26 protein-coding genes and 1 pseudogene are annotated in these 24,415 nt (G+C 51.7%); 11 read left to right on the top strand and 16 right to left on the bottom strand.

Features of this window, described 5'->3' with window-relative positions; translation table 11 throughout:
* The first annotated feature begins 6 nt into the window (after window positions 1-6).
* Complete coding sequence (locus tag PSAB_RS05765; RefSeq protein ID WP_025333627.1) at window positions 7-987, top strand: S-layer homology domain-containing protein; 981 nt, start codon at window positions 7-9, stop codon at window positions 985-987.
* 175 nt (window positions 988-1,162) lie between these two features.
* Here the strand turns inward: PSAB_RS05765 and PSAB_RS05760 are convergent, their stop codons facing one another.
* The 6 genes from PSAB_RS05760 to PSAB_RS05735 form a co-directional block, all read right to left on the bottom strand.
* On the bottom strand, window positions 1,163-3,307 hold the full coding sequence (locus PSAB_RS05760; protein WP_084266631.1) for a Tex family protein: 2,145 nt from the start codon (window positions 3,305-3,307) through the stop codon (window positions 1,163-1,165).
* 447 nt (window positions 3,308-3,754) lie between these two features.
* The gene (locus tag PSAB_RS05755) at window positions 3,755-4,105 is read right to left on the bottom strand and encodes a type II toxin-antitoxin system PemK/MazF family toxin (RefSeq protein ID WP_025333625.1); all 351 of its coding nucleotides are present in this window, start codon (window positions 4,103-4,105) and stop codon (window positions 3,755-3,757) included.
* A gap of 3 nt (window positions 4,106-4,108) precedes the next feature.
* Entirely contained in the window at window positions 4,109-4,390 is a 282-nt protein-coding gene (locus tag PSAB_RS05750; protein ID WP_025333624.1) for a CopG family ribbon-helix-helix protein, read from the bottom strand.
* 191 nt (window positions 4,391-4,581) lie between these two features.
* Window positions 4,582-5,784, bottom strand: a complete 1,203-nt coding sequence (gene alr / locus PSAB_RS05745; protein WP_025333623.1) for an alanine racemase — start codon at window positions 5,782-5,784, stop codon at window positions 4,582-4,584.
* A 193-nt stretch (window positions 5,785-5,977) separates the two neighbouring features.
* Entirely contained in the window at window positions 5,978-7,069 is a 1,092-nt protein-coding gene (locus PSAB_RS05740; RefSeq protein WP_025333622.1) for an outer membrane lipoprotein-sorting protein, read from the bottom strand.
* 189 nt (window positions 7,070-7,258) lie between these two features.
* Window positions 7,259-8,494, bottom strand: a complete 1,236-nt coding sequence (locus PSAB_RS05735; protein WP_025333621.1) for an MFS transporter — start codon at window positions 8,492-8,494, stop codon at window positions 7,259-7,261.
* A gap of 153 nt (window positions 8,495-8,647) precedes the next feature.
* On the opposite strand from PSAB_RS05735, the gene PSAB_RS05730 reads away from it, so the two are divergent.
* Window positions 8,648-9,226, top strand: a complete 579-nt coding sequence (locus PSAB_RS05730) for a TetR/AcrR family transcriptional regulator (protein ID WP_025333620.1) — start codon at window positions 8,648-8,650, stop codon at window positions 9,224-9,226.
* 92 nt (window positions 9,227-9,318) lie between these two features.
* Here PSAB_RS05730 and PSAB_RS05725 read toward each other — a convergent pair whose 3' ends face one another.
* The 5 genes from PSAB_RS05725 to PSAB_RS05705 form a co-directional block, all read right to left on the bottom strand.
* Window positions 9,319-9,954, bottom strand: a complete 636-nt coding sequence (locus PSAB_RS05725; protein ID WP_158442557.1) for a DUF3600 domain-containing protein — start codon at window positions 9,952-9,954, stop codon at window positions 9,319-9,321.
* Window positions 9,955-10,063: 109 nt separating this feature from the next.
* Entirely contained in the window at window positions 10,064-10,648 is a 585-nt protein-coding gene (locus tag PSAB_RS05720) for a sigma-70 family RNA polymerase sigma factor (protein WP_025333618.1), read from the bottom strand.
* Between the two features lie 360 nt (window positions 10,649-11,008).
* Window positions 11,009-12,286 carry a B12-binding domain-containing radical SAM protein gene (locus PSAB_RS05715; protein ID WP_038595594.1) on the bottom strand — a complete coding sequence of 426 codons (1,278 nt, stop codon included), beginning with the start codon at window positions 12,284-12,286 and terminating at the stop codon, window positions 11,009-11,011.
* 53 nt (window positions 12,287-12,339) lie between these two features.
* Window positions 12,340-12,819, bottom strand: coding sequence for a DinB family protein (locus PSAB_RS05710; protein WP_025333617.1), 480 nt, complete (start codon window positions 12,817-12,819; stop codon window positions 12,340-12,342).
* A 46-nt stretch (window positions 12,820-12,865) separates the two neighbouring features.
* Window positions 12,866-13,408 (bottom strand): hypothetical protein, encoded by a 543-nt coding sequence (locus tag PSAB_RS05705; RefSeq protein WP_025333616.1) that lies wholly within the window; start codon window positions 13,406-13,408, stop codon window positions 12,866-12,868.
* Window positions 13,409-13,506: 98 nt separating this feature from the next.
* Here PSAB_RS05705 and PSAB_RS05700 point away from each other — a divergent pair, with 98 nt between their 5' ends.
* A complete protein-coding gene (locus tag PSAB_RS05700; protein ID WP_025333615.1) occupies window positions 13,507-14,421 on the top strand; it encodes a phosphatidate cytidylyltransferase in 915 nt (304 codons plus the stop codon).
* Here PSAB_RS05700 and PSAB_RS05695 read toward each other — a convergent pair.
* Window positions 14,414-15,301, bottom strand: coding sequence for a LysR family transcriptional regulator (locus PSAB_RS05695; protein WP_025333614.1), 888 nt, complete (start codon window positions 15,299-15,301; stop codon window positions 14,414-14,416). The genes PSAB_RS05700 and PSAB_RS05695 overlap by 8 nt on opposite strands.
* 132 nt (window positions 15,302-15,433) lie before the next feature.
* On the opposite strand from PSAB_RS05695, the gene PSAB_RS05690 reads away from it, so the two are divergent.
* From PSAB_RS05690 to PSAB_RS05665, 6 genes are all read left to right on the top strand, one after another.
* A complete protein-coding gene (locus PSAB_RS05690) occupies window positions 15,434-16,174 on the top strand; it encodes an SDR family NAD(P)-dependent oxidoreductase (protein WP_025333613.1) in 741 nt (246 codons plus the stop codon).
* A 324-nt stretch (window positions 16,175-16,498) separates the two neighbouring features.
* Entirely contained in the window at window positions 16,499-16,744 is a 246-nt protein-coding gene (locus PSAB_RS05685) for a hypothetical protein (protein WP_025333612.1), read from the top strand.
* A gap of 13 nt (window positions 16,745-16,757) precedes the next feature.
* Window positions 16,758-17,144, top strand: a complete 387-nt coding sequence (locus PSAB_RS05680; RefSeq protein ID WP_025333611.1) for a spore coat protein — start codon at window positions 16,758-16,760, stop codon at window positions 17,142-17,144.
* Entirely contained in the window at window positions 17,141-18,277 is a 1,137-nt protein-coding gene (locus PSAB_RS05675; RefSeq protein ID WP_025333610.1) for a zinc-dependent alcohol dehydrogenase, read from the top strand. The genes PSAB_RS05680 and PSAB_RS05675 overlap by 4 nt, the downstream gene beginning before the upstream one ends.
* A 32-nt stretch (window positions 18,278-18,309) precedes the next feature.
* Window positions 18,310-18,516 carry a hypothetical protein gene (locus PSAB_RS05670; protein WP_025333609.1) on the top strand — a complete coding sequence of 69 codons (207 nt, stop codon included), beginning with the start codon at window positions 18,310-18,312 and terminating at the stop codon, window positions 18,514-18,516.
* Between the two features lie 4 nt (window positions 18,517-18,520).
* On the top strand, window positions 18,521-18,817 hold the full coding sequence (locus PSAB_RS05665) for a spore coat protein (protein ID WP_025333608.1): 297 nt from the start codon (window positions 18,521-18,523) through the stop codon (window positions 18,815-18,817).
* A gap of 122 nt (window positions 18,818-18,939) precedes the next feature.
* Here PSAB_RS05665 and PSAB_RS05660 read toward each other — a convergent pair whose 3' ends face one another.
* The 3 genes from PSAB_RS05660 to PSAB_RS05650 form a co-directional block, all read right to left on the bottom strand.
* A complete protein-coding gene (locus PSAB_RS05660) occupies window positions 18,940-20,157 on the bottom strand; it encodes a glycosyltransferase family 8 protein (RefSeq protein WP_025333607.1) in 1,218 nt (405 codons plus the stop codon).
* Window positions 20,158-20,275: 118 nt separating this feature from the next.
* A complete protein-coding gene (locus tag PSAB_RS05655) occupies window positions 20,276-20,494 on the bottom strand; it encodes a hypothetical protein (RefSeq protein ID WP_144240480.1) in 219 nt (72 codons plus the stop codon).
* A gap of 312 nt (window positions 20,495-20,806) precedes the next feature.
* Entirely contained in the window at window positions 20,807-21,517 is a 711-nt protein-coding gene (locus PSAB_RS05650) for an SDR family oxidoreductase (protein ID WP_025333605.1), read from the bottom strand.
* Window positions 21,518-21,725: 208 nt separating this feature from the next.
* Here PSAB_RS05650 and PSAB_RS05645 point away from each other — a divergent pair, with 208 nt between their 5' ends.
* On the top strand, window positions 21,726-22,322 hold the full coding sequence (locus tag PSAB_RS05645; RefSeq protein ID WP_025333604.1) for a TetR/AcrR family transcriptional regulator: 597 nt from the start codon (window positions 21,726-21,728) through the stop codon (window positions 22,320-22,322).
* Between the two features lie 247 nt (window positions 22,323-22,569).
* On the opposite strand, the pseudogene PSAB_RS24480 reads toward PSAB_RS05645, so the two are convergent.
* Window positions 22,570-22,953: pseudogene (locus PSAB_RS24480) on the bottom strand (L,D-transpeptidase); the annotation flags it as partial.
* A gap of 260 nt (window positions 22,954-23,213) precedes the next feature.
* Between PSAB_RS24480 and PSAB_RS05635 the strand changes: the two are divergent.
* A complete protein-coding gene (locus PSAB_RS05635; protein WP_025333602.1) occupies window positions 23,214-24,404 on the top strand; it encodes an MFS transporter in 1,191 nt (396 codons plus the stop codon).
* Window positions 24,405-24,415 lie beyond the last annotated feature (11 nt).

The raw sequence follows: 24,415 nt of genomic DNA, 5'->3' as shown, positions 1-24,415 counted from the left end.
AATATCATGAATATACAGACATTCAGGCACAGCGCCAAAAAAATGACCATAGCATGCGGGATTTTGGCCGCCTCGGTATCTTTCGGAGCGTCAGCATTCGCTTTCTCCGACCTTAAAGGTGATCCGGCGGAGGCCAAAATCAATGCACTGCATGAAGCCGGGGTGATTAACGGAGTGACCAGCCAGCTTTTTGCTCCCAAGTCCAAGATGACATACGGCCAAGCTGTCCAGCTGATCGTTAGCGGGCTTGCCCTTAAACCCAATCCGGTGCCGGGCAGTCCGTCCAAGGCCAGCGATTATTTTGCCAAGGTCGACGACAAATCCTGGTATGCCCCTTCTCTCCTGATCGCCGTCCAGAACGGCCTGCCGCTTGACAAGACGCTCCATCCGAATGCGGCGGTTTCCCGCGCCCATTTTGCGCAGCTGCTGGATGCGGCCTTGAGAGCCAAAGGCGATTTTCCGGTGACGAAGATGTATTTCAATATCGCCGATGGCGGCAAACTGAGCGCGGAGACGGATGCCAGCCTCCAGACGCTGCTCAATATGCGCATTATTTCGCTGGAGCCGGGAGGCAAATTCCGTCCGGATGACGCCGTTACCCGCTCGGAGGCAGCCGCCTGGGTGCATGATGCAAGAGCCTTCGTGGAGCGCATGACGGGGTCGATTGGCGGCGGAGAGGATTCCTCCGGGGCAAACTCGGCCGCAGACCTAAAAGTGGAAAAGATAGCGGACGGCGTGAATAAAGTCTCGGTGACGGTCGGCAATCTGCCCAATCCGGGCTACGGCCTGACGATTGCGAGAATCGAGTTTGGCGACGGACAAAAGGCCGTTATTTACTATGAAATCACCAATCCGGGATCGGGCATATATCCGCAGGTCATCTCCAAGGCGACAGCCGTTGCTTACCTGCCGGAAGGCTACACGGCAAGCGCGAAGCCGCTCCCCGGTTCGTATACGCCGCCGGAGCCCGATAACCCGCAACTCTAAGACGCCGCGCAAAGCTTGCGTTGCGGGATGCAGCGGCGGCACCTTCTTTTATCGGGCCGGATACCTCAAATAAAAACCTCCAGACCAACTCCGGCCGAACCTGTCTAACAGGTTGGACCGGGGTGGCTTGGAGGTTTCGTATTACTGGTCAACCAGAGTCCTCTGGTTGGCCTTTTTATTCAGCGCGCGGCGGGCGCATCGTCAGGCTGACCCGGCCTTTCTTCAGGTCGACGCCGAGCACCCATACGGTTACATTGTCGCCAACGGACACAACGTCCATCGGGTGCTTGACGAAGCTTGAGCTGAGCTGGGAAATATGCACCAGCCCGTCGTTCTTGATGCCGATATCGACGAAGGCGCCGAAGTCGATGACGTTGCGCACCGTGCCCTGCAGCTCCATGCCGGGCGCCAAATCCTCGATCTTCAGCACATCGGTGCGGAAGATCGGCGGTGGCAGCTCCTCACGCGGGTCGCGGCCAGGGCGCTGAAGGCTCTCCAGAATGTCACGCAGCGTCGGCACGCCGACGTCAAGCTTCGCGGCCAGCTCCTCGGGGTTCTGCACAGCAAGCACAGGCGCCAGCTCTTTGCTACCGATCCGCGAGAGCTCAAGCCCGAGCACCTTGAACAACCGGCTGACCACGTCATACGATTCGGGATGAATCGGCGTGCGGTCGAGCGTATTCTCGCCCTCCGGAATACGCAGGAACCCGATGCACTGCTCGAACGATTTGGCGCCGAGGCGCGGCACCTTCTGCAGCTGCTTGCGGTTCCTGAAGCTGCCGTTCTCTTCGCGGTACTTCACGATATTCTTGGCGATGGTCGAATTGATGCCGGCTACGTAGGAGAGCAGCGACGGCGATGCCGTGTTCACGTCCACGCCGACATGGTTAACCGCCGATTCCACCACCGCCTTCAGGCTCTCGTCCAGATACTTCTGCGATACATCATGCTGGTACTGCCCGACGCCGATCGCCTTCGGCTCGATCTTGACCAGCTCCGCCAGCGGGTCCTGCACGCGGCGGGCGATGGATGCGGCGCTGCGCTCGGCCACATCCAGATCCGGGAACTCCTCCTGCGCGAGCTTGGAGGCGGAGTACACGCTGGCCCCGGCCTCATTGACGATGAGGTAGGCCAGCTCCGGGTTGCCGATGTCGGAAATGACCTCGGCGGTGAACTGCTCCGTCTCCCGCGAGCCGGTGCCGTTGCCGATCACGATGAGCTGAATGCCGTACTTCGCGATCAGCTCCTTGAACTTCTCCGCCGCCTCGCGCTTCTTGTTGTTCGGCGGCGTCGGATAGGTTACCGCCACCTCCAGCAGCTTGCCGGTCTCGTCGACGACCGCCAGCTTGCAGCCGGTGCGGTACGCGGGGTCGACGCCGAGGACACGGCGTCCCTTGACCGGCGGCTGCAGCAGCAGGCTTCGCAGGTTGCCGGAGAAGATCGAGATGGCCTGCTTCTCGCCCTTCTCGGTCATTTCTCCGCGCACCTCGCGCTCCACCGAAGGAGCAACCAGCCGCTTGTAGGCATCCTCGGTCACGGCCTCCAGAAGGTCCTTGACCGGAGACGGCCCCTTAACCAGCTTGCGGGTGATATACGCATGAACTCGGGCCGTATCGACCTCGATGCCCACCTTCAGTACGTTCTCCCGCTCCCCGCGGTTGATGGCAAGGATGCGGTGCGGCGGCATTTTGTGAACCGGCTCGCGGTAGTTGTAATAGTTCTCGTATACGGATTCCTGCTCTTTATCCTTCGCTTCGGAGACGAGAATTCCCTGCGACGCCGTGAACTGGCGCACCCAAGCCCGGACCGCCGCGTCATCGGCGATTGCTTCAGCGATAATATCCTGCGCGCCCTGCAGGGCCTGCTCGGCCGACTCCACGCCTTTGTCTAAGTCAATATATTTTGCGGCCTCCGCTGCCGGGTCCGCACCCCGCCGCTGCTCCAAGATCCAGTCGGCCAGCGGTTCCAGCCCCTTCTCCTTGGCGACGCTCGCCCGGGTCTTCCGCTTCTGACGGTACGGCCGGTACAGGTCTTCCACTTCCTGGAGCTTGACTGCTTTCGTTATTTGCTCCCGCAGCTCCTCCGTCAGCTTGCCCTGCTCCTCGATGATCCGGATGACTTCACGTTTACGTTCACCGAGCGAACGCAAATAGCCGAGCCGCTCCTCGATATCCCGCAGCGCGTTCTCGTCCAGCTCTCCGGTCATCTCCTTGCGGTACCGGGCGATGAACGGGATCGTATTGCCCTCGTCCAGCAGCCCCGCGGTCGTCCCTACCTGCTTCTCCGACAGGCCAAGCTCCCTGGCGATCTGGCTGATCATCGTCTGCCGCTCCCGGCGCGCCGCTTCCTCCGAAACGGTATTCTTATCCTGTTCGATCAATGAGCTTCCTCCTCCAACCTCTTAAATCCGCTATGTCAAATAGTATCATACTTGGCCAAAGACGTTCCAGCCGCCCTGGACAATCTCCGGGGTAAAAAAGCTCGCGGGAAGGCCCAGACACGCGCTTCTTCGAAACTTCAGCGGATAAAATAACAGCAATGCTCTTCCATACAAAACCATTCGTTGTTCCCGCGAGTACTACGAGGGAATTGCGGCCTATGGCTCTCTGCCGTCACCCTGTATCTTTAGCCTCATGGCTTTCACAATCAGCAAGATTGGAGCTTCAATACCTTTAACCGCTACTGACGGCCGTGCCGACGACAAAAAGGCTCACCGCGCAACCGCGGCGAGCCCTTCCTAACCTTCTCTATGAGATAGCGATTCAGCTTAAAAATCAATCAGCCCCAAGCTGATTTGCAGCGAGTCATCCACCTTTTTCATCGTTTCGTCATCCAGGTGGGTGATCTTATCCGTCAAGCGCTGCTTGTCGATCGTCCGGACCTGCTCCAGCAGAATGACGGAATCCCGGTCAAACCCGTGGGACGCCGCTTCAATCTCTACATGGGTGGGCAGCTTGGCCTTCTGAATTTGTGCGGTAATTGCCGCAACAATTACCGTAGGACTGAAGCGATTGCCAATATCGTTCTGAATAACCAGCACGGGCCTTACCCCGCCTTGCTCCGAGCCCACTACTGGCGAAAGGTCGGCAAAAAAAACGTCGCCGCGTTTTACGATCAATATCTACACCCCGCTTACTAAGCGGCCAAGAGTGCTGTCTGCATCTTCCTCGGCTAGGAACGCTTCACATGCCATGGTCAAGTTAATCTTGGCCATTTCCATGTATCCACGCTGCATGGACTCCCTGATGGAACGCTTCCTCCGTTCGCTGAGATACAGCTTCATGGCCTGCCGGATCAATTCACTGCGGTTGGAATTTTCCATCTGGACAATTCCGTCCACCTCCTGCAAGAGATGATCGGGCAAGCTGATCATGATTCTTTTGGTGTTTTGCAAATTGGCCAACTTCTCTTCCACCCCCACAAACCTACTGCCCTTGTATTCCAGTGTAGCATTATGCAAGGAATTTTATACAAGGAATATATGCCGTCAGTATATCAAGTATGCTGCATTCAATTATAAACTAGAAACGGCGGTTCGTATAGACCATAAGTCACATCATTGTCCACGAATTCATATTCCTTGATGATTCCCGCTTATCCTACAGGATTGGGGCTTCCGGATTGCAGTAAGGCATTTACCAGGCGGGGAGCCGAGCCTTCGCGGATATAAACGCGCGGCACCCGGTGGGCCAGCATGCAGGTCACCTCATAGTGTATCGTTCCAAGATGGAGAGCCAGCTCGTCTGCCGTAATGGAGCCGCCAGCCTGACTGCCGATGAGTACAACCTCTTCGCCGGCTTTGATTTGTTCCGCCTCTTTGGCGAAAGATTTGAGCGATACCATACACTGGTCCATGCAGATGGTTCCGACGACAGGAACGCGGCGGCCGCGTATTAACACCTCTGCCTTGCCGCTCAGCATGCGGGAATATCCGTCTGCGTACCCTATGGGCAGCGTGGCGATATATTCGCCGCTATCTGCGCGGTAGCGGGTGCCGTAGCTGATGCCCCAGCTCTCCGGCAGGCTTTTGACATATACAGCCTTAGTCTTCAGCGTCATGACCGGGTGCAGCTTCACCTGCTGCCGGTTCACCTCGGTCGACGGATAGAATCCGTATATGCTGACGCCCACGCGAACCATGTTCGGAGATAAATGCGGGGTATCAATGGCCGTAGCGCTATTGCCCGTATGTATGATCGGGATGTGGATCTGTCTTTCCCGAAGCGCTTCCGTCACGCTCATGAACCGTCGGTACTGCTCCAGTGTATAGCTTTTGTCTGCTTCATCCGCTTTGGCAAAATGGGTGAACATCCCCTCCAATTCCAACTGCCGAACGCGCTGCGCCTCTTCAATGAACGGCCGCGCATCGGCCGGAAGAAGTCCGAGTCGGCCCATGCCGCTGTCGATCTTGATGTGCACCTTCAGCTTCCGGCTGTCATTCACAGGAAGCTTCGATGCCGCCTCCAGCACTTCAGGAGTAAAAAGCGTCACGGTTACGTCGTTCTCCCAGGCGGCCTCAATGGCTTCCGGGGGCGTATAGCCAAGCACCAGAATCGGCAGGCCGATTCCCGCCTGACGCAGCTCGATCGCCTCGTCCAGAAAAGCCACACTGACATAATCCGCACTCAGGCGTTCAAGTTCCCGCGTCACTTCCACTGCCCCATGACCGTAGGCATTTCCTTTGACGCAAACCATAAACTTCATACCCGCCGACAAATGCTGGCGGAAGCTTTCGTAATTTGCGCGCAAAGCATCCAAATCAATCTCGGCTACGGTCGGTCGATAGCTTTCTTGCACTTCCAGTCACCTTCTCGTGTGAAATAAGCATCTGCCATGGATTGCATTGATCTCTTTCTTATTCGTAATGGTAATGCTAACGGAAGGGACTGTCAATGTAAGCAGGGATTTGACGTTACCGGAGGAAAGCAAAGCGGATACTACATTGTAGAAGGAAATCATCCCACAATAAGCAGTATCCGCCTACAACCTATTATTTACCCGCTTGATCCTGCATAGACACGGCGATTTCCATCATTTCACTAAGCGGAAGGTTCGCGCTTGTGATCCGGTACTGGAGCCCGTCGCCCATCCAGGTCAAGGTCTGCTGCTCATCCTCGGCCCCGGTCAGAAGACCAAGGGTGAAGCCAAGGTCAACGCCTTCTCCCGGCGCAAGCGACACGGCCTGATCGAGCGGACGCGATTCCATAATCGTGTACTGGTAAATTCCTTCATACCGCAGAAGCACGGCATGGTCGTCGCTATTCTCGACTTTATTGGAATCCTTGAACTTCACGCCATCCGGGGTGTACCCCGGCTCGATGATGCCGAAGTCGCCAAGCTGCGCGCTTGCCTGTGCCTGCGTTCCATCCTGAGTATCCGCGGCAGGCAGAGGGTTGCCGTTCTCATCAACCTCGGCTACCGTATTTTCCGAAGCGCCTTGCGAAGCCATATTCTTCTGCATGTCAAACGAATCGGCCGTAAACTCGGGGGTAAAGGTGAATTTATCGAACTTCACATCGACCACGACCTTGGCTTCCGCATCCGATACCTGCACCTCTTTGGGCCCGTAAGTCTTTTTGTCCAGCCAAATCTTCTGCCGCACCAGGGCGCTGCTCTGGTAATTGGCCGCAACGTCGAATATGTAGCTGTCCTTGTCGGCCACGAACTGGCGGTTGTTGTCGGTGACGATGCCTTTCACCAGCGTCTGGTACAGGTAGACCTGCCCCTGATTGTCCGGCCAGTCGCTCTGGAACCGGAAGCTCTTGCCGAGACTCGGAGTCAGCACGAACACGCCTTCATCGTTGCGCAGCACGATCTGCGTCAGGTTCTTCTGCACGTTGGCCAGGCTGATCCGGTAATACGACGGATTTTTGTACCATACCTCAACCTTGTACTCCTGCGGCTGCTCTCCGGTATACAGGGTCATCGTGCCCGCCCCCTGATAAGCTCCCGTCTTGCTCTCCAGCTTGTCGGCCACGTCGTTCAAATCCTTGACCACGGACGAGGCATCCTTCTTTCCGCACCCCGTCATCAGAAGGGCCACGCTCATAATGACCGCGAGTACCCATACTATCCGGCGCATGACATCATCCCCTTAACCTGTTTTGAATGCATTGATTAGTACATGTCTATGAGGGACAACACCGCAATATGCAGACAGGCGTGACAAGCGTGGGACCTCGGATACACCCGGGCAAAAATAAACGGCAAGAACCTGCACAAGTCTCAGGTTCTTGCCGTTACAACCGGCGCTGCGGCCGGGAAAAGATGTTTATTTCTCGGCGACGGTTCCGCCGCCATGGTTAACCAGCGCAGCCGCCGACTGCTTGTGTTCTGTAAAAAAGTACAGCAGGGCCAAAACCGGCATCAGCAAGCCTAACAAGGCTGCCGAGGACCAGCCGCCGTAAGCATATGACCAGCCCCCCAGGAAAGAGCCTAATGCCCCGCCGACAAAGAATATAGCCATAAACAGGCCGTTCAGACGCCCTCTGGACTCACTCCCCAAGGAATAGATAGCACGCTGCCCCAGCACAAGATTACCGGAAACTCCCATGTCCAGTACGATTGCGGCAAGAAGCAGCAAGGCCAGAGATACGGCAGAATTGCCACGGACCAGATACGAGAGTAAAAAAGATGCAGCGGCAATCGTTATAGCCAGACCTGTCAGCATTCGGGTCCAGCCCCGGTCAGCCAGTCTCCCGGCGATAGGCGCAGCTACAGCTCCAGCCACACCGGCCAGGGCAAATAAGGCGATTCCTTGCTGTGACAAATGAAAATATCCGGATAACCGCATCGGGACAACGGTCCAAAAAAGACTGAAGGAGCCAAATAGAAAAGCTTGATAAAAGGCTCTGCGGCGCAAAACAGGCGTTCCTCTCCATAGAGCTCCCAACGATCCTATCAATTGGGCATATTTCAGGGTTGGCGCGGGCTTGCGCTCAGGAAGTGCGCGAGACAGAAGAAGGGTCAGCAAGGCAATGATTCCAGCCGACAGCCAAAATATAACTTTCCATCCAAAGAGGTCGGCCAGAAAGCTTGCCGCCGGACGGGCAAACATAATCCCCAGCAGCAGTCCGCTCATTACATTGCCTACGACGCGGCCGCGCTGCTCTTCCGATGCCAGATAAGCGGCATAAGGAACAAGAATTTGCGCTGTTACAGATCCAAGTCCGATAAATAAAGACGCCGCCAGAAAAATCGTTGCATTCGTCGCCAGCGCCGCTGCAATCAGAGCACACACGACGACGATCAACGCGGAAACTGCCAGACGCCGATTTTCGATAAGATCACTAAGCGGAACGATGAACAACAATCCGAGTACATAACCGATTTGCGTCAACGTTACAATTAATCCCGCCGCGCCGGGCGACAAACCCGTAGCCTCGCTGATGGGTCCCACCAAAGGTTGAGCATAATAAAGATTGGCAACGATAAGGCCGCACGATATGGCCAGCAGCAGCATGATCCAGTTCGGCACACGTTTAACTTCAGACTGCGAGTGATTCATTCTAATTCCTCCTTAGTTTTAATCCACATCTATATAATATACTGAACGTTCAGTTTTGTAAATAGTTTTTCCAACCCATAAATATTTTGTATAATATACGTACAGTATATGTCAGGCAAAGCTTGATGGAACTTTTAAGGAGGAGAATTCCCCATGGATACCAAAAGAGGACGTCCACGCAATGTCGAAGCCGAAAAGGCTATTCTGAGCGCCTCCTATGACCTGCTGCTCGAAACCGGATTTGGTGCCGTAACGGTTGAAAAAATTGCGGAACGGGCCAAGGTCAGCAAAGCGACCATTTATAAATGGTGGCCCAATAAAGCTGCCGTCGTCATGGCCGGCTACCTGTGCGCGGCTTCCGAAAGACTGCCGATACCCGATACCGGGTCGGTGTATGACGATATCATCATTCATGCCTCGAATTTGGCCAGATTTCTGTCAACCCGGGAAGGGAAAGTCATTACCGAGCTGATCGGTGAGGGACAATTTGATCCGGGGTTGGCTGAAGCCTACCGGGCGGAATTTTTCCATCCTCGGCGGCTTGAGGCGCGGCAGCTTCTTGAGCGGGGAGCCCAGCGTGGTGAACTGAGAGAAGGCTTGGATATCTCATTATGTATTGATCTCTTGTACGGACCCATTTTTTATAGACTGTTAATTACCGGCGAAAATCTGGAGGAAACGGTTATAAAAAATTTAATAACCTATGGATTCGAGGGGATCAAATCACGCTAAACGGAATAGTAAAAAGCCCATGTGCCTGCTGATTGCAGACCGCATGGGCTTTTGTTCATGGTCAACACCATATTTACCGGTGGAGTCAGGAGTCAGGAAGCCGGCTTCAGCATAATCCCCAATTGATCTTGGTAGGGTTCCAGCTGCCGGATCAGTTCTTTAAGATGCTCGGCCTCTTCAGCCGTAAACGCCCGGGCGCTGCCGTCCGGCTTTACCTCTATCTTTTGAATTTCGCCGATGATCCCTTTCACTTTGGCAAGTTCCTGACTGCTGAGGTTCTTCTCCCCACAGGCCAGCGCCTCTTTCCAGAACGCAGCGCTGTCCGCCTGCTGCCCGGTTTCCTTCACGCCCCCATTCCCGGCTCCCTCCGCGTTCAATTTCTCAAAATAAGGTTCAAGCTCCGCGTTAAGCTTCTTATAGGCTTCCTGCTCTTCAGGGCTCAGCCGCTCGGGATGCAGCGCTCCCTTGTCATCGGCTATCTTGAGGTTATAATCGCCCAACTTTTTAAGCAGGACCGTCAGCTTCGCGAACTCCTGCGGTTCAAAGCTCTGTTTCGCCGCTTGCAGCTTCTCCTCCAAATGGTCATACTGCTCCAGGGTGCCACCCTTTTGCTCAATCTGCTTCTGCGAGCCGTATATCGAGTCCGCGATATAATGGTACCCGGCATATGCTCCTGTAGGAACGAGCAGCACGGCGGCCAGGATGCCTGCCGCAATCCATTTTTTCATTCTTCTTCCCTCCGGTTTCACTGATTTGTGATTTAATATTCTGACCTTTAGTTCCGCAGGAGCCGTCCAGGCCCTGCTTTCTTCCCGTAATGCCTCTCGCAGCTCTTGCTCAAGCTTCATGCAAATCCTCCACCTTTCCCATAAGCAAAATCTCGCTGCTCCGCTTGCTGCGCAGCTTCTTCAAGGCGGAGTGGATACGGGACTTTACCGTTCCAAGAGGGATGCCCAGCGCATCCGCAATTTCCTCCTGGGAGTACTCATTTAAATAGTGCAGAATCACGACCTGCTTCAGCTTGTACGGAAGGCGTTCCACGCTTGCGATTAGGGGACGGTACGATACTTTGTCTACCACTTCCCCCGAAAAATCGTAATCCGCGATGATCCCGCTCTGCTGCGCTTTTTTAATCAGACGGATTTGATTCCACCTCTTTCTCCGGTAAGCCCGGATTTGCCGCATAGCCACCCCCATCAGCCACGGACGAAAAGGCCGCGCTGCATCATACTGCCCAAGAGACCGGTACATCTGGATATAAATCTCCTGGACGACATCATCCGTATCGGATGACCCGCCAATGAGGAAACGGACGGTTCGGTACACCTCGGTTATCGTTCTTTCATACAGCTGGCTGTACGCTTCACGGCTGCCGGCAAGCACAAGCGCTGCGAGCTGCGAATCTTGGTTTGGATGATTCATCCGCCATTCCCCCTTCGGTCTTACACTCTATATTGGAGAGTACCGGATATTTCGTTCGCTTTTTTTAGAAATTAGACTGGAAAAGCTCCCGCTTATCCTCCCCCTGGGGACGTATTTAGTGAAATAAACGGGAAAAGCTCCAGCTTATTTCTGAGAAAAGGGCCTATTCCGGGGAAATCCCCCCATTAAGAGGGAGGAAATCCCTTTTATTCGAGTGGGTACTCGGATTCGGGTCCAATAAGCTCCAATTTTTCCCGCTCAGCTCTCCAGTTAGCCCATAATTCAAGCACCGCTCCTTACAGAAGTAACAATGCATTAAAATCAACGCAAAAAAAAGCCCTCAGCTTGCGGACTTCCCGCTTAACGCTTGAGGGCCAATCGGTATCCCAGATTGATAATGAAATTGTAAAAGAGATGCGTCCTTGAAACCTTCATCCTCCTGATAAATGAGGGCAGCGAATAGAACCTGCGGCGAAAATCGAGGTAGCCCTCAAGCAGCTCCTCCGAGGTCATATTCCGGGGACGGAACACGACATCCGTCTTCCCGTTGTACAGGCTCCAGTCTTCATTCAGCAGCCTCCGCTCCTCTTTCATCCCGGCATAGACGGGCGTTCGGGGAAGCGGTGTGAGCAGGCTGACGGTCACTCCGTCGATTCCCAGCTCCTCGCAGGCCTCCAGCGTATGCCGGAAGGTAGCCGGCGTATCCTCGTCAAAGCCGAATACAATGCCGGCCTGGATCATGATCTTGTGCTTGTGCAGCTTCCCTATGATATCACGGTACGAATGGACCCGGTTGATCCCTTTGTTGACGCCCCGCAATGCGGATGGCGAGAAGGACTCCAGCCCAACGAACAGATACAAACAGCCCGCTTCCCTTGCCCGCTCCAGCAGCTCGTCGTCATTGCAATCGGCGAGGGTCACCTGTGCCGCCCATTTTTTGCCCAAGGGCTTCAGGCTCTCCATCAGTTCGATGGCGTGGGCTTTATCCGCAAAAAAATTATCGTCCCAGAACACGAAAAACTTCGATTTCATCAGTGAGATTTCGCGGATAACCTCAGGAATCGGCCGGACGCGGAAGCGGTCGTGGTAAATTTGCTTCAGATTGCAGTACGCGCAGCGGTAAGGGCAGCCCCGTGTCGCAAACACCGCGCCCTTCATCAGCGGGTTTCTCTTTAGGAGATCCCATCTCGGCAAAGGAAGATTCTTCAGAACGGGTATGCCCTCTGACCGGTAGACGGCCCGTTCTTGTCCTGTATAAAAATCCTCCAGAAACGCCGGCCAGGTCGCTTCCGCTTCACCGATCAGGATACTGTCGCAGTGCTGCGAAGCCTCCTCCGGCAGCAGCGTAACATGCGGTCCGCCCATGACCACCTTGGCCCCATGTGCCCGGAACTTCTCCGCGACCTCGTAGCAGTGGTAGGCGTTCGGCGTATTCACGGTGATGGCGACCAGATCAAACGTGCGGCGGAAAGGGATTCGCTGCCGGTACTCATCCACCAGTATGATCTCATATTTGCTCTCATCGATGAACCCCGCCAAATACGGCATCGTGATCTGGACGAAGTTATTGAACTGCTTCCTTCTGAACCGGTTGATCTTCTCGTTCTCGGGCTGAATCAGCAGAATCTTTTTCTTCATGGTTCACCTTCCCTATAAATCCAATCAGTGTTTGGTATCACTGGCTCGCCATCTTATTCCCTCATATTCCCCATCCAAAGCTTGCGGATATAAACCATTTGGCCGATATGATAGGCATTGTGGGTTGCCGCGTTGCTGATGATCTCCCACCATTTAGCCGGCTCCGGAAATCCTGCCACCTCGGCTTCCAGGCTTTCTTCGGACAGCAGCTCTTGCCACCCTAAAAGCACCTTTAGAAGCTCTGCACTTAACTCACGAAATGTGGTGTTCTCCGGTATGACAAAGCTGTTGTTGTTATCTCCTACAGGGGGCACAGCATCCATCCGGCGCTGGCGGTATCTGGTCTGCCACGTATCATTCCAATACAGCAAATGCTGTGTAAGCTCAGCGATACTGCTGCTGTCTTGACAAGGCTTCCAAAAGGCTTCTTCCTCCGTGATGTCTCGGACCGCCTGCATGAACGGGATATGCCAGCTTGGATCATTCGCATTGGATAATAATTGATTGCTAAGGACATTCTTTGCATGAACCATTTTCTCTCCCCTTTCAACATGTTGAGAATCTCTCTGCACCCGCTATTCAGCGCTCCGGCTCGTACTCACTTAATTTCCCTTCGTAGATCAAATGCAGCCGGTCATTTTGCCGAAAATCATCCGGTGTAACGAGCGCAGGCAGCTTATTCCACAGCTTTACACCGGACCGCTCCAGAATTTCCGCGACGAATTGCGAGCAAAAGTAGGAGTTGCTGAATTCAACCGGTTCTTTTAGCGCGACGCCGATCACGCCCAGAATGTTATAGAGATACTTTTGGCGGCTGCGGATAAAGATTTGCAGAACCCTTCTCATTTTCTCAACTTCCCGTCTTGTTACCTGAAGCTCATAGATGACGCACGTCGTATTCGGATACTTGCTGAATGTGCCTGTCTTGAGATCCTCCTTCACGAATCCGCCATTCAGAGGATTGCTCGGATGCTTTCTCCCGAAGCTGTACAGCTCCGAAAGTTCCCGGTTGAAGGAAATCGAAGCGTGATTGTAAGGCGCTTTCGTATAGCCTTGAATGATTTTCGTAAAAAGTGTTCCAGTATTCGTAAGCAGGATATAAACCGATTGATCTGCTTCCATTTACAAATTTTCCCCTTATCAAGTGTGAACGTTTCCTTCATAATATCATAAGATTCCTTTATTGGATTCCTACTCTGCAGGCAAGTTGGTGATTGTCAGTGAACCGTTCGCTATTAACGCTCGTTCTTATTTTTGCAGTCCTATCCGTCATTCATCTGCTGTATTATGTGATGGGCAGAATTCAGCCGGACAAAGACTATACAGGCCTTGGATTTCGCATTAAGACGTGGTGGGGGATGCTGCTCATTTTTTGCTTGGCCACCCTATTCAACCCGGTCGTTTCGCTCCTTTCCCTCATGGTGCTCGCCTTCTTCGCGCTGAAGGAATATTTCTCCATGATTAAGTCAAAAAAAGCCGACCGCAGACTGTTTCTGTGGGCGTATTTGTCGATTCCCGTGCAGTTCTATTGGATTTATATCGGGTGGTACGGGATGTTTATCGTCTTTATTCCCATCTATGTATTCTTGTTCCTGCCGCTCCCGAGATTGATTAACAAAGGAACGGTCGGATTTCTGCGCAGCGTCAGCCGGGCTCAGTGGGGACTCATGCTAATGGTGTTCGGACTTAGCCACCTGGCCTATTTCCAGATTGCCACGCCGCAGTACGGAGCGGGTCTTGTGCTTTTTCTGGTGGTATTGACGCAGCTTGGCGATGCTGTAAACTATCTCGCATCCATCTATTTCGGCAAGCGGAAAGTCGTCCCGACCGCCAATCCGAATTTGACGTGGGAAGGCTTCGCATGCGCTTTTCTCGTAACGACGGGGGCCTCGTATCTGATCTACCCTTACCTGACGCCGCTTGACCCGACTTTCGGTATCTTCTCCGGTATGCTGATCAGTCTGAGCGGTTTCTTCGGCAGCTTGACGGTTTCCGTACTGAAGCGGGATTTGTTAATCGGCGATGACGATAAGTTCGATGCGTTGAAAAAAAGCTACTTAAGCCGGGTCGACAGCCTGACCTACACTTCGCCGGTCTTTTTCCATGTGATCCGTTATTTTTTCGATTTTATGTAGCTAGATGCTGCTTCAGATACTGATAAAGCTTGTGCCCGGCCAACTGCGGCGGATATGCCGAAGCTTTGGACAGGAGCCCGAAAGTCATATGGATCAGGCTTCCTTCGATGATGCGGGTGGTGGTTCCCGCTGAAACGGGCTCCGCTATAATTTTGGGGACAAGGGCGATGCCGAGGCCGCTCTGGGCGAAAAATTTCAACGCCGTCATGCTTCCGATCTCCATCGTATCAAGCGTCAGGTTCCCCGTTTCCTGCATCACCATCTCCAGCTTCCTGCGGTACGGACAGGTGGCCGAGGTGATCAGCAGGCGATAATCCCGAATATCTTCCGGCGAGAGAACCTCTTTCAACGCCAGCGGATGATCTTCAGGCATTAACGCCACGAACTCTTCCTTGAACAAGGGCTCAAAATAAAGGTCGGTTCCAAGATCCGGCGCCGAGCAGAGCGAAAAATCAAGCTCTCCTTTGAGGGTTCGCTCGCTCAGCAGGGGAGTGTTCCCGAACTCCACGGAAATGCGGATATTCGGATACGTGGACATAAACCCCTTCAGAATGCCGGGCAAACGGTAACTCGCTGTCGGCTCCGTCACTCCTATCCGAAGATGCCCCGATTCTCCGAGCTGCAAATTGGCCAGATCCGTTTGGATTTGCTCCATGTTTTTTACGATTTGCAGGCTTTGGCCGTGAAATAATCTTCCGGCTTCGGTCAGCCGAAGTTCTTTTCCGTTTCCCCGTTCGATCAGTTGAACGCCCAGCTCGGCTTCAAGCTTCTGGATTTGCATCGTCACGGTCGATTGCACATAGTTCATTTCCTCAGCCGCACGGACGAAGCTCCCGTATTTCACGATCAATTGAAAAGTTTTAAGGGTTTTAAGATCCACTCTGCTCCCTCCTCTCTGCTAGTTCAAAATTTTTGAATTTAAGCTTCAATTAGTTCAATTATACAAATCGAATGGGGCGATTTACAATATTTACTTGATAAGGATTAAACATAGCGCAGGGAGTGAACGGATATGGATTTGAAGCAGAAAATAGCCCTTGTTACGGGCGGCGGCACGGGGATTGGCAGAGCGGCAAGCCTTATGCTGGCCGAGCGGGGAGCAGCTGTTGTCGTCAATTATTCACGCTCCAGACCGGAGGCGGAGGAAACCATCCGCCGGATTAACGATCAGGGCGGATGGGCGATAGCTGTACAAGCCGACGTATCCCGGGACAACGAAGTCCGGGCCATGATCGAAACCATCGTTCAGCAATTCGGCACCGTGGATGTACTCGTCAACAACGCCAGCATTACCAAGCATATTCCCATCGACGATCTGGAAGCAGTAACCGGGGGAACTTGGGATGAATTGTTCGATGTGAATGTGAAGGGCATGTTCTACTGCGCGCGGGCTGTTGCCCCCCATATGAAGAAAAATAAACAGGGAGCGATCGTCAATCTCGGCAGCATCGCCGGACAAACCGGACTCGGCTCCTCGCTTCCCTATGCCGTATCGAAAGCGGCCGTTCACGGTCTTACGAAATCGTTGGCCCGGGCGCTCGCTCCCGATATTCGGGTCAACTGTGTCGTGCCGGGCGCCGTCGCGACAAGATGGTGGGCCGGCAGGGAAGAACAAATGCGCAGGCTCGCTCCCCATCTTTTATTGCAGCGGATTTCAACCCCCGAGGATATCGCCTCCATGATCTGCACAGTCCTGGAACAGGAAGCGATGACCGGGCAGATTCTCACGGTGGACAGCGGACAGACGTTGTAATTTGGAATCTGAAAAACCAAAAGAGAACGGCTGACGCCATTGTTCAATGGAATCAACCGTTCTTATTTGTATTGCTTTGCTTATAACAGGCTTTTAGCCGCTTCAATCAATTGTTCCTTGGTCATACTCGGGGAATCGCTCTGTACATGATAGACGACTGTTTAGCTCCTATATTGATCTCCTCGTTCACACAAGGAGTGGAAGATTCGAAGCTACGGGGCTACGACCGAAGCCCCCCACGCCGGTTTCTTATTTTTCAGCATAATTCCGTAGGGCCGGGAAATGCTATCCTAGAAAACCAATAAGGAGGGGATTATTTCACATATGACTACACAAATTCTGGCGCCGCATGAATCGATGGAGCTTCACGAAGCGCTTAATTTTAAAACGCTCTGCTTGGCCAAATCCAAGCTTATGCAGGGAATCGTGTTTGATCAGGAGCTCAAAGACTTGATGCAAAAAGATGTCGAGCAGTCCATCCAGGCAATTGCGGAGCTGCAGGCCGTCTATGCCAGAGCTCCTTTCCAGGCGCCCGTCCCCACCAATCGTCCCACGCCCATTCTAAACTAGAGGAGGAAACCCAATGAACCCGGATTATTTAGACCCGATAAACGCGTTAAATATGCCGGAAATGGCGGACACTACCTTTGCCACGGACTTCCTTATTCGTGCCAAAGAAGGAGTAAGAAATACGGCGATTGCCCTCACTGAAACGGCTTCTCCGGATGCCAGAGCGCTGCTGCGCAATCAGCTGAGACAAGGAATCGCAATGCACCAGGAGATTTCCGACCTCATGATGCGCAAGAAATGGTTCCATCCTTATGAACTTAATGAGCAATACCAGCTGGACCAGCTTTCGGCAAACAACACGGTCATGATCGGGCAAATGAATTTGTTCCCGGAGGATACGCGGCGCAAAGGCTTGTTCGACAGGACGCCGGATGAACACCTTAGGGGAACTCAGGCATGAAGGCCGTAACGTATCAAGGCATTAAAAATATTGCCGTAAAAGAGGTCCCGGACCCCAAAATCGAAAAGCCTGACGACATGATTGTCAGATTGACCAGCACGGCCATCTGCGGCTCCGACCTCCACCTGATCCACGGGATGATTCCCAATCTTCAGGAGGATTATGTCATCGGGCATGAGCCGATGGGGATTGTGGAAGAGGTTGGCTCAGGTGTTACCAGGCTGAAGAAAGGCGACCGGGTGATTATCCCGTTCAACATCGCCTGCGGAGAGTGCTTTTACTGCAAAAACCATCTGGAAAGCCAATGCGACCATTCCAACGAAAACGGGGAAATCGGCGCGTATTTCGGCTACTCCGGAACAACTGGCGGGTATCCTGGCGGACAAGCCGAGTATTTGCGCGTTCCTTTCGCGAACTTTACCCACTTCAAAATCCCCGAAAGCTGCGAAGAATCGGATGAAAAGCTCTGCCTGATAGCCGATGCGATGACGACCGCGTTCTGGAGCATCGACAACGCCGGTGTGAAGGATGGAGATACCGTGATCGTACTGGGCTGCGGCCCGGTGGGACTTCTTGCCCAGAAGTTTGCCTGGCTGAAAGGCGCAAAAAGGGTCATAGCCGTCGACTACGTCGATTACCGCCTGCGGCATGCAAAGCTTACGAATAAAGTGGAAATTGTCAATTTCGAGGAGCAGCAAAATATCGGCAACCACCTCAAGGAGCTTACCAAAGGCGGAGCCGATGTCGTGATTGACGCCGTCGGAATGGACGGAAAAATGAGCGATCTGGAATTCCTCGCAAGCGGCCTCAAGCTGCAAGGCGGAACATTGAGTCCTCTGGTCATCGCGTCTCAAGCGGTACGCAAAGGCGGAACGATCCAAATAACAGGAGTATATGGCGGGCGCTATAACGGGTTTCCGCTTGGCGATATCATGCAGCGCAACATCAACATCCGCTCCGGACAGGCTCCTGTTATTCATTATATGCCCTATATGTACGAGCTGGTAACCTCTGGTAAAGTGGACCCGGGAGACATTATTACGCACGTCATTCCGCTTAGCGATGCGAAGCGCGGCTATGAGGTCTTCGACACGAAGACTGACGATTGCATTAAAGTGATTCTAAAACCGTAATGACTGATCCGACAAGGGGTGAGTAATCAAAAATGAATCCATCATACGCTTTACACGAAACGCTCGAGGTCCATGAAATAGCGGCGTTCAAGACCGTCTGCCTGACGAAATCCAAAACGATGCAGGTTCTGGTGTCCGACCCGGAACTGCAGCAAATCCTGAAACATGACGTTCAAGTATCCACGCAGCACCTTCAGGATCTAAGCACACTTTTATCCAAATCGCAGCAGGGGAGATGATACGATGAACCCGATCCTGGAACGCATGACAGGGATGAATACCCTGACCGATGAAGTTATTGCCATGGATTTTCTGATCACTGCCAAAAGCGGAGTCCGAAACTACGCCATGGCCGTCACCGAATGCGCCACGCCTGAATTCAAATCCGTTCTGATCAAGCAGCTTGAAGAAGCCATAGACCTGTATGAATTGATTGCCGATTATACGGTGCGGCGAGGCTTGTATCACCCATACAATCTTAAAGATCAAGTTCAACTGGATCTGCGAAACATTCAGACCGCTCTGAATATTCAGTCCTGAATGCACCGACTGCTCCTCTAAGCTAAAGGGAGCAGTCGGGCCTTATCGGCGGAAACCTTCCGCTTACATATTTCTTCATCCTGGCGTCAGGCCGAGAGCTGGGCGAATGTACAATAAACCGATTATGAGGTGCGTTTCAATGGACGCTTCGAACGGGATGTGTGAATGGTTCTGACCCGCTGCAGCTTCTTTTTGGCCGGTTTCAGGACTTTGTTCTTCGCTGCGCGCTGGCGCTTGAGCAGTTTTACCCGCTTACGGGAACGATATTTCGCGCGGATTAATCTGAGCTTTCTCAGTCTTAATCTCCGCCGCAGCCGCAGCTTCCTTCTCAGTCTCAATCTTCTCCGCAACCGAATCAATCTGCGGCGTTTCCGTCCGTGCGGCTTTACGGGAGCCACCTCCGGTACTTCCACTTGCGGGGCGGGGATTTCAAGAACCGGCGGATCGGGAATCGGAATTTCCGGAGCGGGTGGCTCAGGCGGCGCAACCGCCTGTTCTTCCTGCGGCGGGGGCGGCGGGTCTAACGGGATGATTGATTCCGGGACAGAAGCAGGTGCTGGTATAAATCCCGGTGCCCAAGGGGTCATAGCAAGAAATTTTTGGTACAACGGCGCAGCGGGCGAATCTTCATTCCACCATTTTCCGTCCCCGGCGAAATGTACTATTTTATTCTCCAAATCGAGCTCGGGGTGAGCGAACGTATTAAACCGCAGATCTAGTTGCACATAGTTTAAGCTGTACAGGGCATTCAGAATATCCTGGTCAGGCATCGTTATCGACGGAAAAGTGCGCATGAAGCCGAGCATTTCTTGATACCAGGTCTCTCTGCTGCGGATATTGTTCAAATGAAACAGAATGACTCCCGAGTTAAAATACAGCTCCGCGTTAAGCCCAAGCGAAACAAAGTACTCCATCAAATTTACGCCTTGATCCCGAACTGCGCCTAAGTACTGCCCTCCCAGATCAACACTCCACAATTCGTTAATATCCATATTGACCAGAATATCGCAGTCCAGATAAATAACCCTGTCGGCCTGAATAATCTGCGGGAGCAGCAGACGGTACATACTGGCTATTGTCCAATAGTCGATTTTATTCACGCCGGCCGCAACTTCAAGAAAATCTCCGGGAATTGTGACATGATAAAAAAAGATGTTGTGATGAAACGCATCGACGAGCTGAGTGAGCCTTAGCTTGTTCTCATCGCTTAGTGAATCATCATGAACAATGTGGACATTGATCGTCTGCTGGGTATTGGAAAAAATGGATGCAAGAACAACACCCGCATGCTCTGCGTATCTTCCGTCCCTATCGTTGATAGTCAAAACCAGCTCAATCATTTTCCGGATTCACCTGCCCTTAAAGTATGCTTTTGCATAGTCACATGATGCATTTGACCCTTTAAGTGTATGTTAAACCCAGGAACTGGTTTGGACTATTCCCCAATAGCTGCCCGATTTATTTATAATCATTCTGTGAACCGGCACTGAAGCTTGCGGCCGCTCGGCGTTCTTCCTCTTTCTCCCCGGGCCAGAGCAGACGTCCAAGGAGCATCCCCAATCCGCCGACAAGCGTAATGACGAGCCCGAGACTAGCGAATATCTGCCGGGGACCGGCCCAATCGATCATGGCGCCGCCGAGCACCGGAGCCCCGATCATGACGGCGCTCTGGACCATGCTCAGTATAGAACCGCTGACTAAAAGGAGAGCTGATCATGAATCGAATAAGATAGCTGTCGATTTTCGTGTTACCGTTCCTGTTTCTTATCGTGATACCTAGGTAAATAACATCTTTAGTCTCACTGTATTTAAAGTTATACCGTTAACAAAAATCTACCTTTGCATTAATCTGCTTATGAAGAGATTATCCAATATTAATTCTTGCCTAGCCCTGTTTACCATCACTTGTGGTACGGTTCTCCGCGCTGTCTATAACGGCAAGTTTTATTTATAATTATTTTTCCATTGACTCCCCTACTCGTCAGGGGATTATAAGGATTGTAATGTCGGTCTAAGCAAAATCTCATTAACTCCTGTATCCTCAGGTTCATTAATTGCATAGGCAATCGCTCTAGCCACAGCAGCTGGTGAAAGGCTTGGATACTCTGCATAATCAGCAAGAACACCCGTCGCTGTCATTCCTGGAGAGATAATGGTTGATCGGATATTTGATTCCGGTGATTCCTCCTGCCGCAACCCTTCCGAAATCGCGCGAACTGCCGACTTAGTGGCACTGTATACTGTGGTGGTTGGAATCACCTTATGGCCCATAACCGAAGAAATGTTTATAATATGTCCCGATTTCTGTTCACGCATTGTCGGCAGGACTGCGGCAATGGCATACAAAACACCTTTGATATTTACATCAATCGCCTTATTCCACTCTTCAATCTTGAGCTCATTTAATAAGGATAGCTGCTGGTATCCGGCATTATTCACAAGAACATCAATCCGGCCATACTGCTCGATAGCAAACTGTGCCAGCCTTTTCATGTCTTCCGGCGAGCTTACCTCTGCCTCAATAAAGGCCGCTTCACCGCCCTCTTGCTTAATATCGTTTACGATCTCCTGCATAAGATTCGTTCTTCTTGCCGCCAATACTACCTTAGCCCCCTTTTGGGCTAATAGTCTTACCGTTGACTCTCCAATTCCGCTGGATGCGCCTGTAACAATGATCACCTTAGACTTTAAGTTTTCCACTTTTCTTCGCCCCTTAACAAGGAATTTAGTATACCCAACAGACAGATCAACATTAGTTAATTATTTAACTAGAGTTGATTAAATCACTGCCGTTGACTATAATTATAGAGCGATGAAAATCTAGTTCAATCGATAATACAGGTGTCTTTGTATGATATTCAACATATGATATGGAACTGTTCATTAACGGAATGGAGGTAAGTGAAGAATGGAGACTGCAGTCAAGACCGATAGACGAATCCTTCGGACCAAAGAAGCGATTAAAACAGCTTTTCTGAACCTGTTCCTTGAGAAAGAATTCGAACGAATCACGATTAATGATATATCGGAACGAGCCAACATCAACCGGGGAACAGTGTATCTTCATTTTCTCGATAAATACGACCTGCTCGATAAATGCATAGATGATCAGTTGAACCAGATGAGCAGTTCATGCATACTGGCCCCGGTAAAGCGGGAAAAAGCAGAACTAGTAGGCGCACTCAGGGCCATATTTGCTTATATGGAAGAGCATATTATTTTCTTCTCTGCCATGCTTGTTAATCAGAGAACTGTGATGTTCCGGGAGCGCATGCTGCAGGTGATTACTGAACTGATCCAAGAAAAGGTCGATATGCAGGGCATTAACCAGGATATGGATAAAGAAATGATTACTCATTTCACTGCCTCTGCCTTCGTAGGGTTAGTGGAATGGTGGATAGCCAACCGCATGCCGCATCCGCCACAAATTATGGCAGAACAGGTCTGGAAGCTGTTCGAACGTAATGATATTCAGCCTATATCTCAATTTCAGAGGGGGAGTTGAACTGCCCCTTCAGCCAAACAGCGTAATAAACTTTTTTGCAGTTCGTCATAAATCCACATCATGTATGCGAAAAAACTCGCAGGAGCCTAGTTACACCTTCCGTGAAGCATGCCCACCCCAATCCATGGTCGACATGAAGGAAGTATAGACTGCTGCGAGTTTCTCTCCATAAAACTTGCCGTTACTTATGGTATGGTTCTCCTTAACCACCTAAACTGCGAATTCATTATCCCCCTTTACCCTATGGCTAGATAACCCTCACTCCATATATAATTACTGGCTCATACTGAATCAAATTATCATATACGATTTTCATGATATTGGGCGGTATATTTACACACCCACCTGATCCTTCTTTAATATAGGCATTACTTGACCAGTTCCCCCGCCAGCTTGCATCGTGGAACCCGCACCCGCTTACCGTAAAAGGTGCCCAATATTTAACATCCACTGAGTAATTTAAATTACCGGTTTCACTCCCCTTAAGAGTGGCTGGAGCTTGTTTATACTCAATATACCAGACACCTGTAGGCGTATCTTCGTTGTAGATTTTTGTGCCTGTCACGACAGGGGTTGTCACCTTTAATTCTCCATCTTTATATACCCCAATACGCTGATCCTCAATTGAAAGACCATCCTCAGCGCAGGATGGTCTTTAAAAACCAAATAGATCGGATCCTTTCTCCGCTCCAAAAGCTCTTAAGTTCTTTTTAGACTGTTTGGAGGATTGAGCAATAACTCTATACGAATCAGATACCGTATCAGCCCCTATTTGCTCCATACTTGGTTCATGACGAGGCCTTCGCAATCAACGAAAAAGGAGAAAAGTAAAATGGTGAAAAGAAACAAGTTAGCGGGAAGAACGAATGAATGGAAAGGAATTGAAGAGACATGTCGAGTGCATTAAGAGTCTACACGTTAGCGGTTCTTAGTTTTCTAGTCGGAACATCGGAGTATATCATAGCAGGCATACTTGATAAAATTGCAGAGTCAACAGGGGTCACATTGGTGACGGCAGGTCAGCTAATTACTATTTTTTCACTCTCTTACGCTTTTGGCACTCCGGTTATTATGGCTTTGACAGCACGTATGGAACGACGGAAGCTGCTGCTTTACGCTCTAAGCTTATTTGTAATCAGCAATCTACTTGCCTATGTGTTACCAGGATATGAACCTCTTGTCGCAACTCGGATCTTCATGGGGATAAGCGCAGGGGTCACGATTGTCGCCTCTCTTACAATAGCGACCAAGGTCACTTTACCAGGCAAGCAGGGAAGCGCCATTGCAGCCGTCCTTATGGGCTTCACGGCCTCCTTAATTCTCGGTGTACCTATTGGGAGATTGATTTCCTCGGCTTACGAATGGAAGGCCATCTTCGGGGGAATTAGTTTAATTGGGCTATTGGCAATATTCATTATTGCGCTAACAATTCCTCGAATGGATGGGGAGGAGCCTGTTCCCTTACGGAATCAGCTTGCATTGCTGAAGCAGCCCAAAATGGTCATTGCCTTGTCTGTATCCTTCTTCTGGATTGCCGGATACTCCATTTTCTATTCCTACATTTCACCGTTCCTGCTTACAGTAACCGGAATGAGCGATCAAACCCTGAGTATCACGTTATTCGCGGTTGGCATCGCAAGCTTGGTAGGGTCTAGGGTTGGAGGCTTCAGTACAGACAAATGGGGGATTCACCGTACCTTGATCGGAGGGCTATCGCTTAATGTCACGGCACTCATTCTGATCATGCTCTTTGCCCCATCTCCGTCAATTATTATTCCACTGTTAATCCTGTGGTCATTCGCAACCTGGAGTCCAGGTCCTCCACAACAATTGCACTTAATAACACTTGCACCTGAATCTTCGGGAATCATGCTTAGCTTGAACAATTCTACCATTCAGCTTGCCATGGCGGTTGGCGCTGGAATTGGGGGCACCGCCGTAGAGCAAATATCGCTGTCTTCCATTACTTGGGCCGCAGCTGTGGGAATCATTTTGGCGGTGGGAGCAGTGATCTCATCTCTTAGATATGTCAGTTCCCCTTCCGGCCAAACGACGGGTAGAGAATCTATTATGGAAGCGTAAGAACCGGAGAT

The organism is Paenibacillus sabinae T27, from assembly GCF_000612505.1.
Taxonomy (GTDB): domain Bacteria; phylum Bacillota; class Bacilli; order Paenibacillales; family Paenibacillaceae; genus Paenibacillus_AQ; species Paenibacillus_AQ sabinae.
The sequence above is the reverse complement of the archived record's forward strand: the minus strand, read 5'-3'. Positions and strand labels throughout refer to the sequence as shown.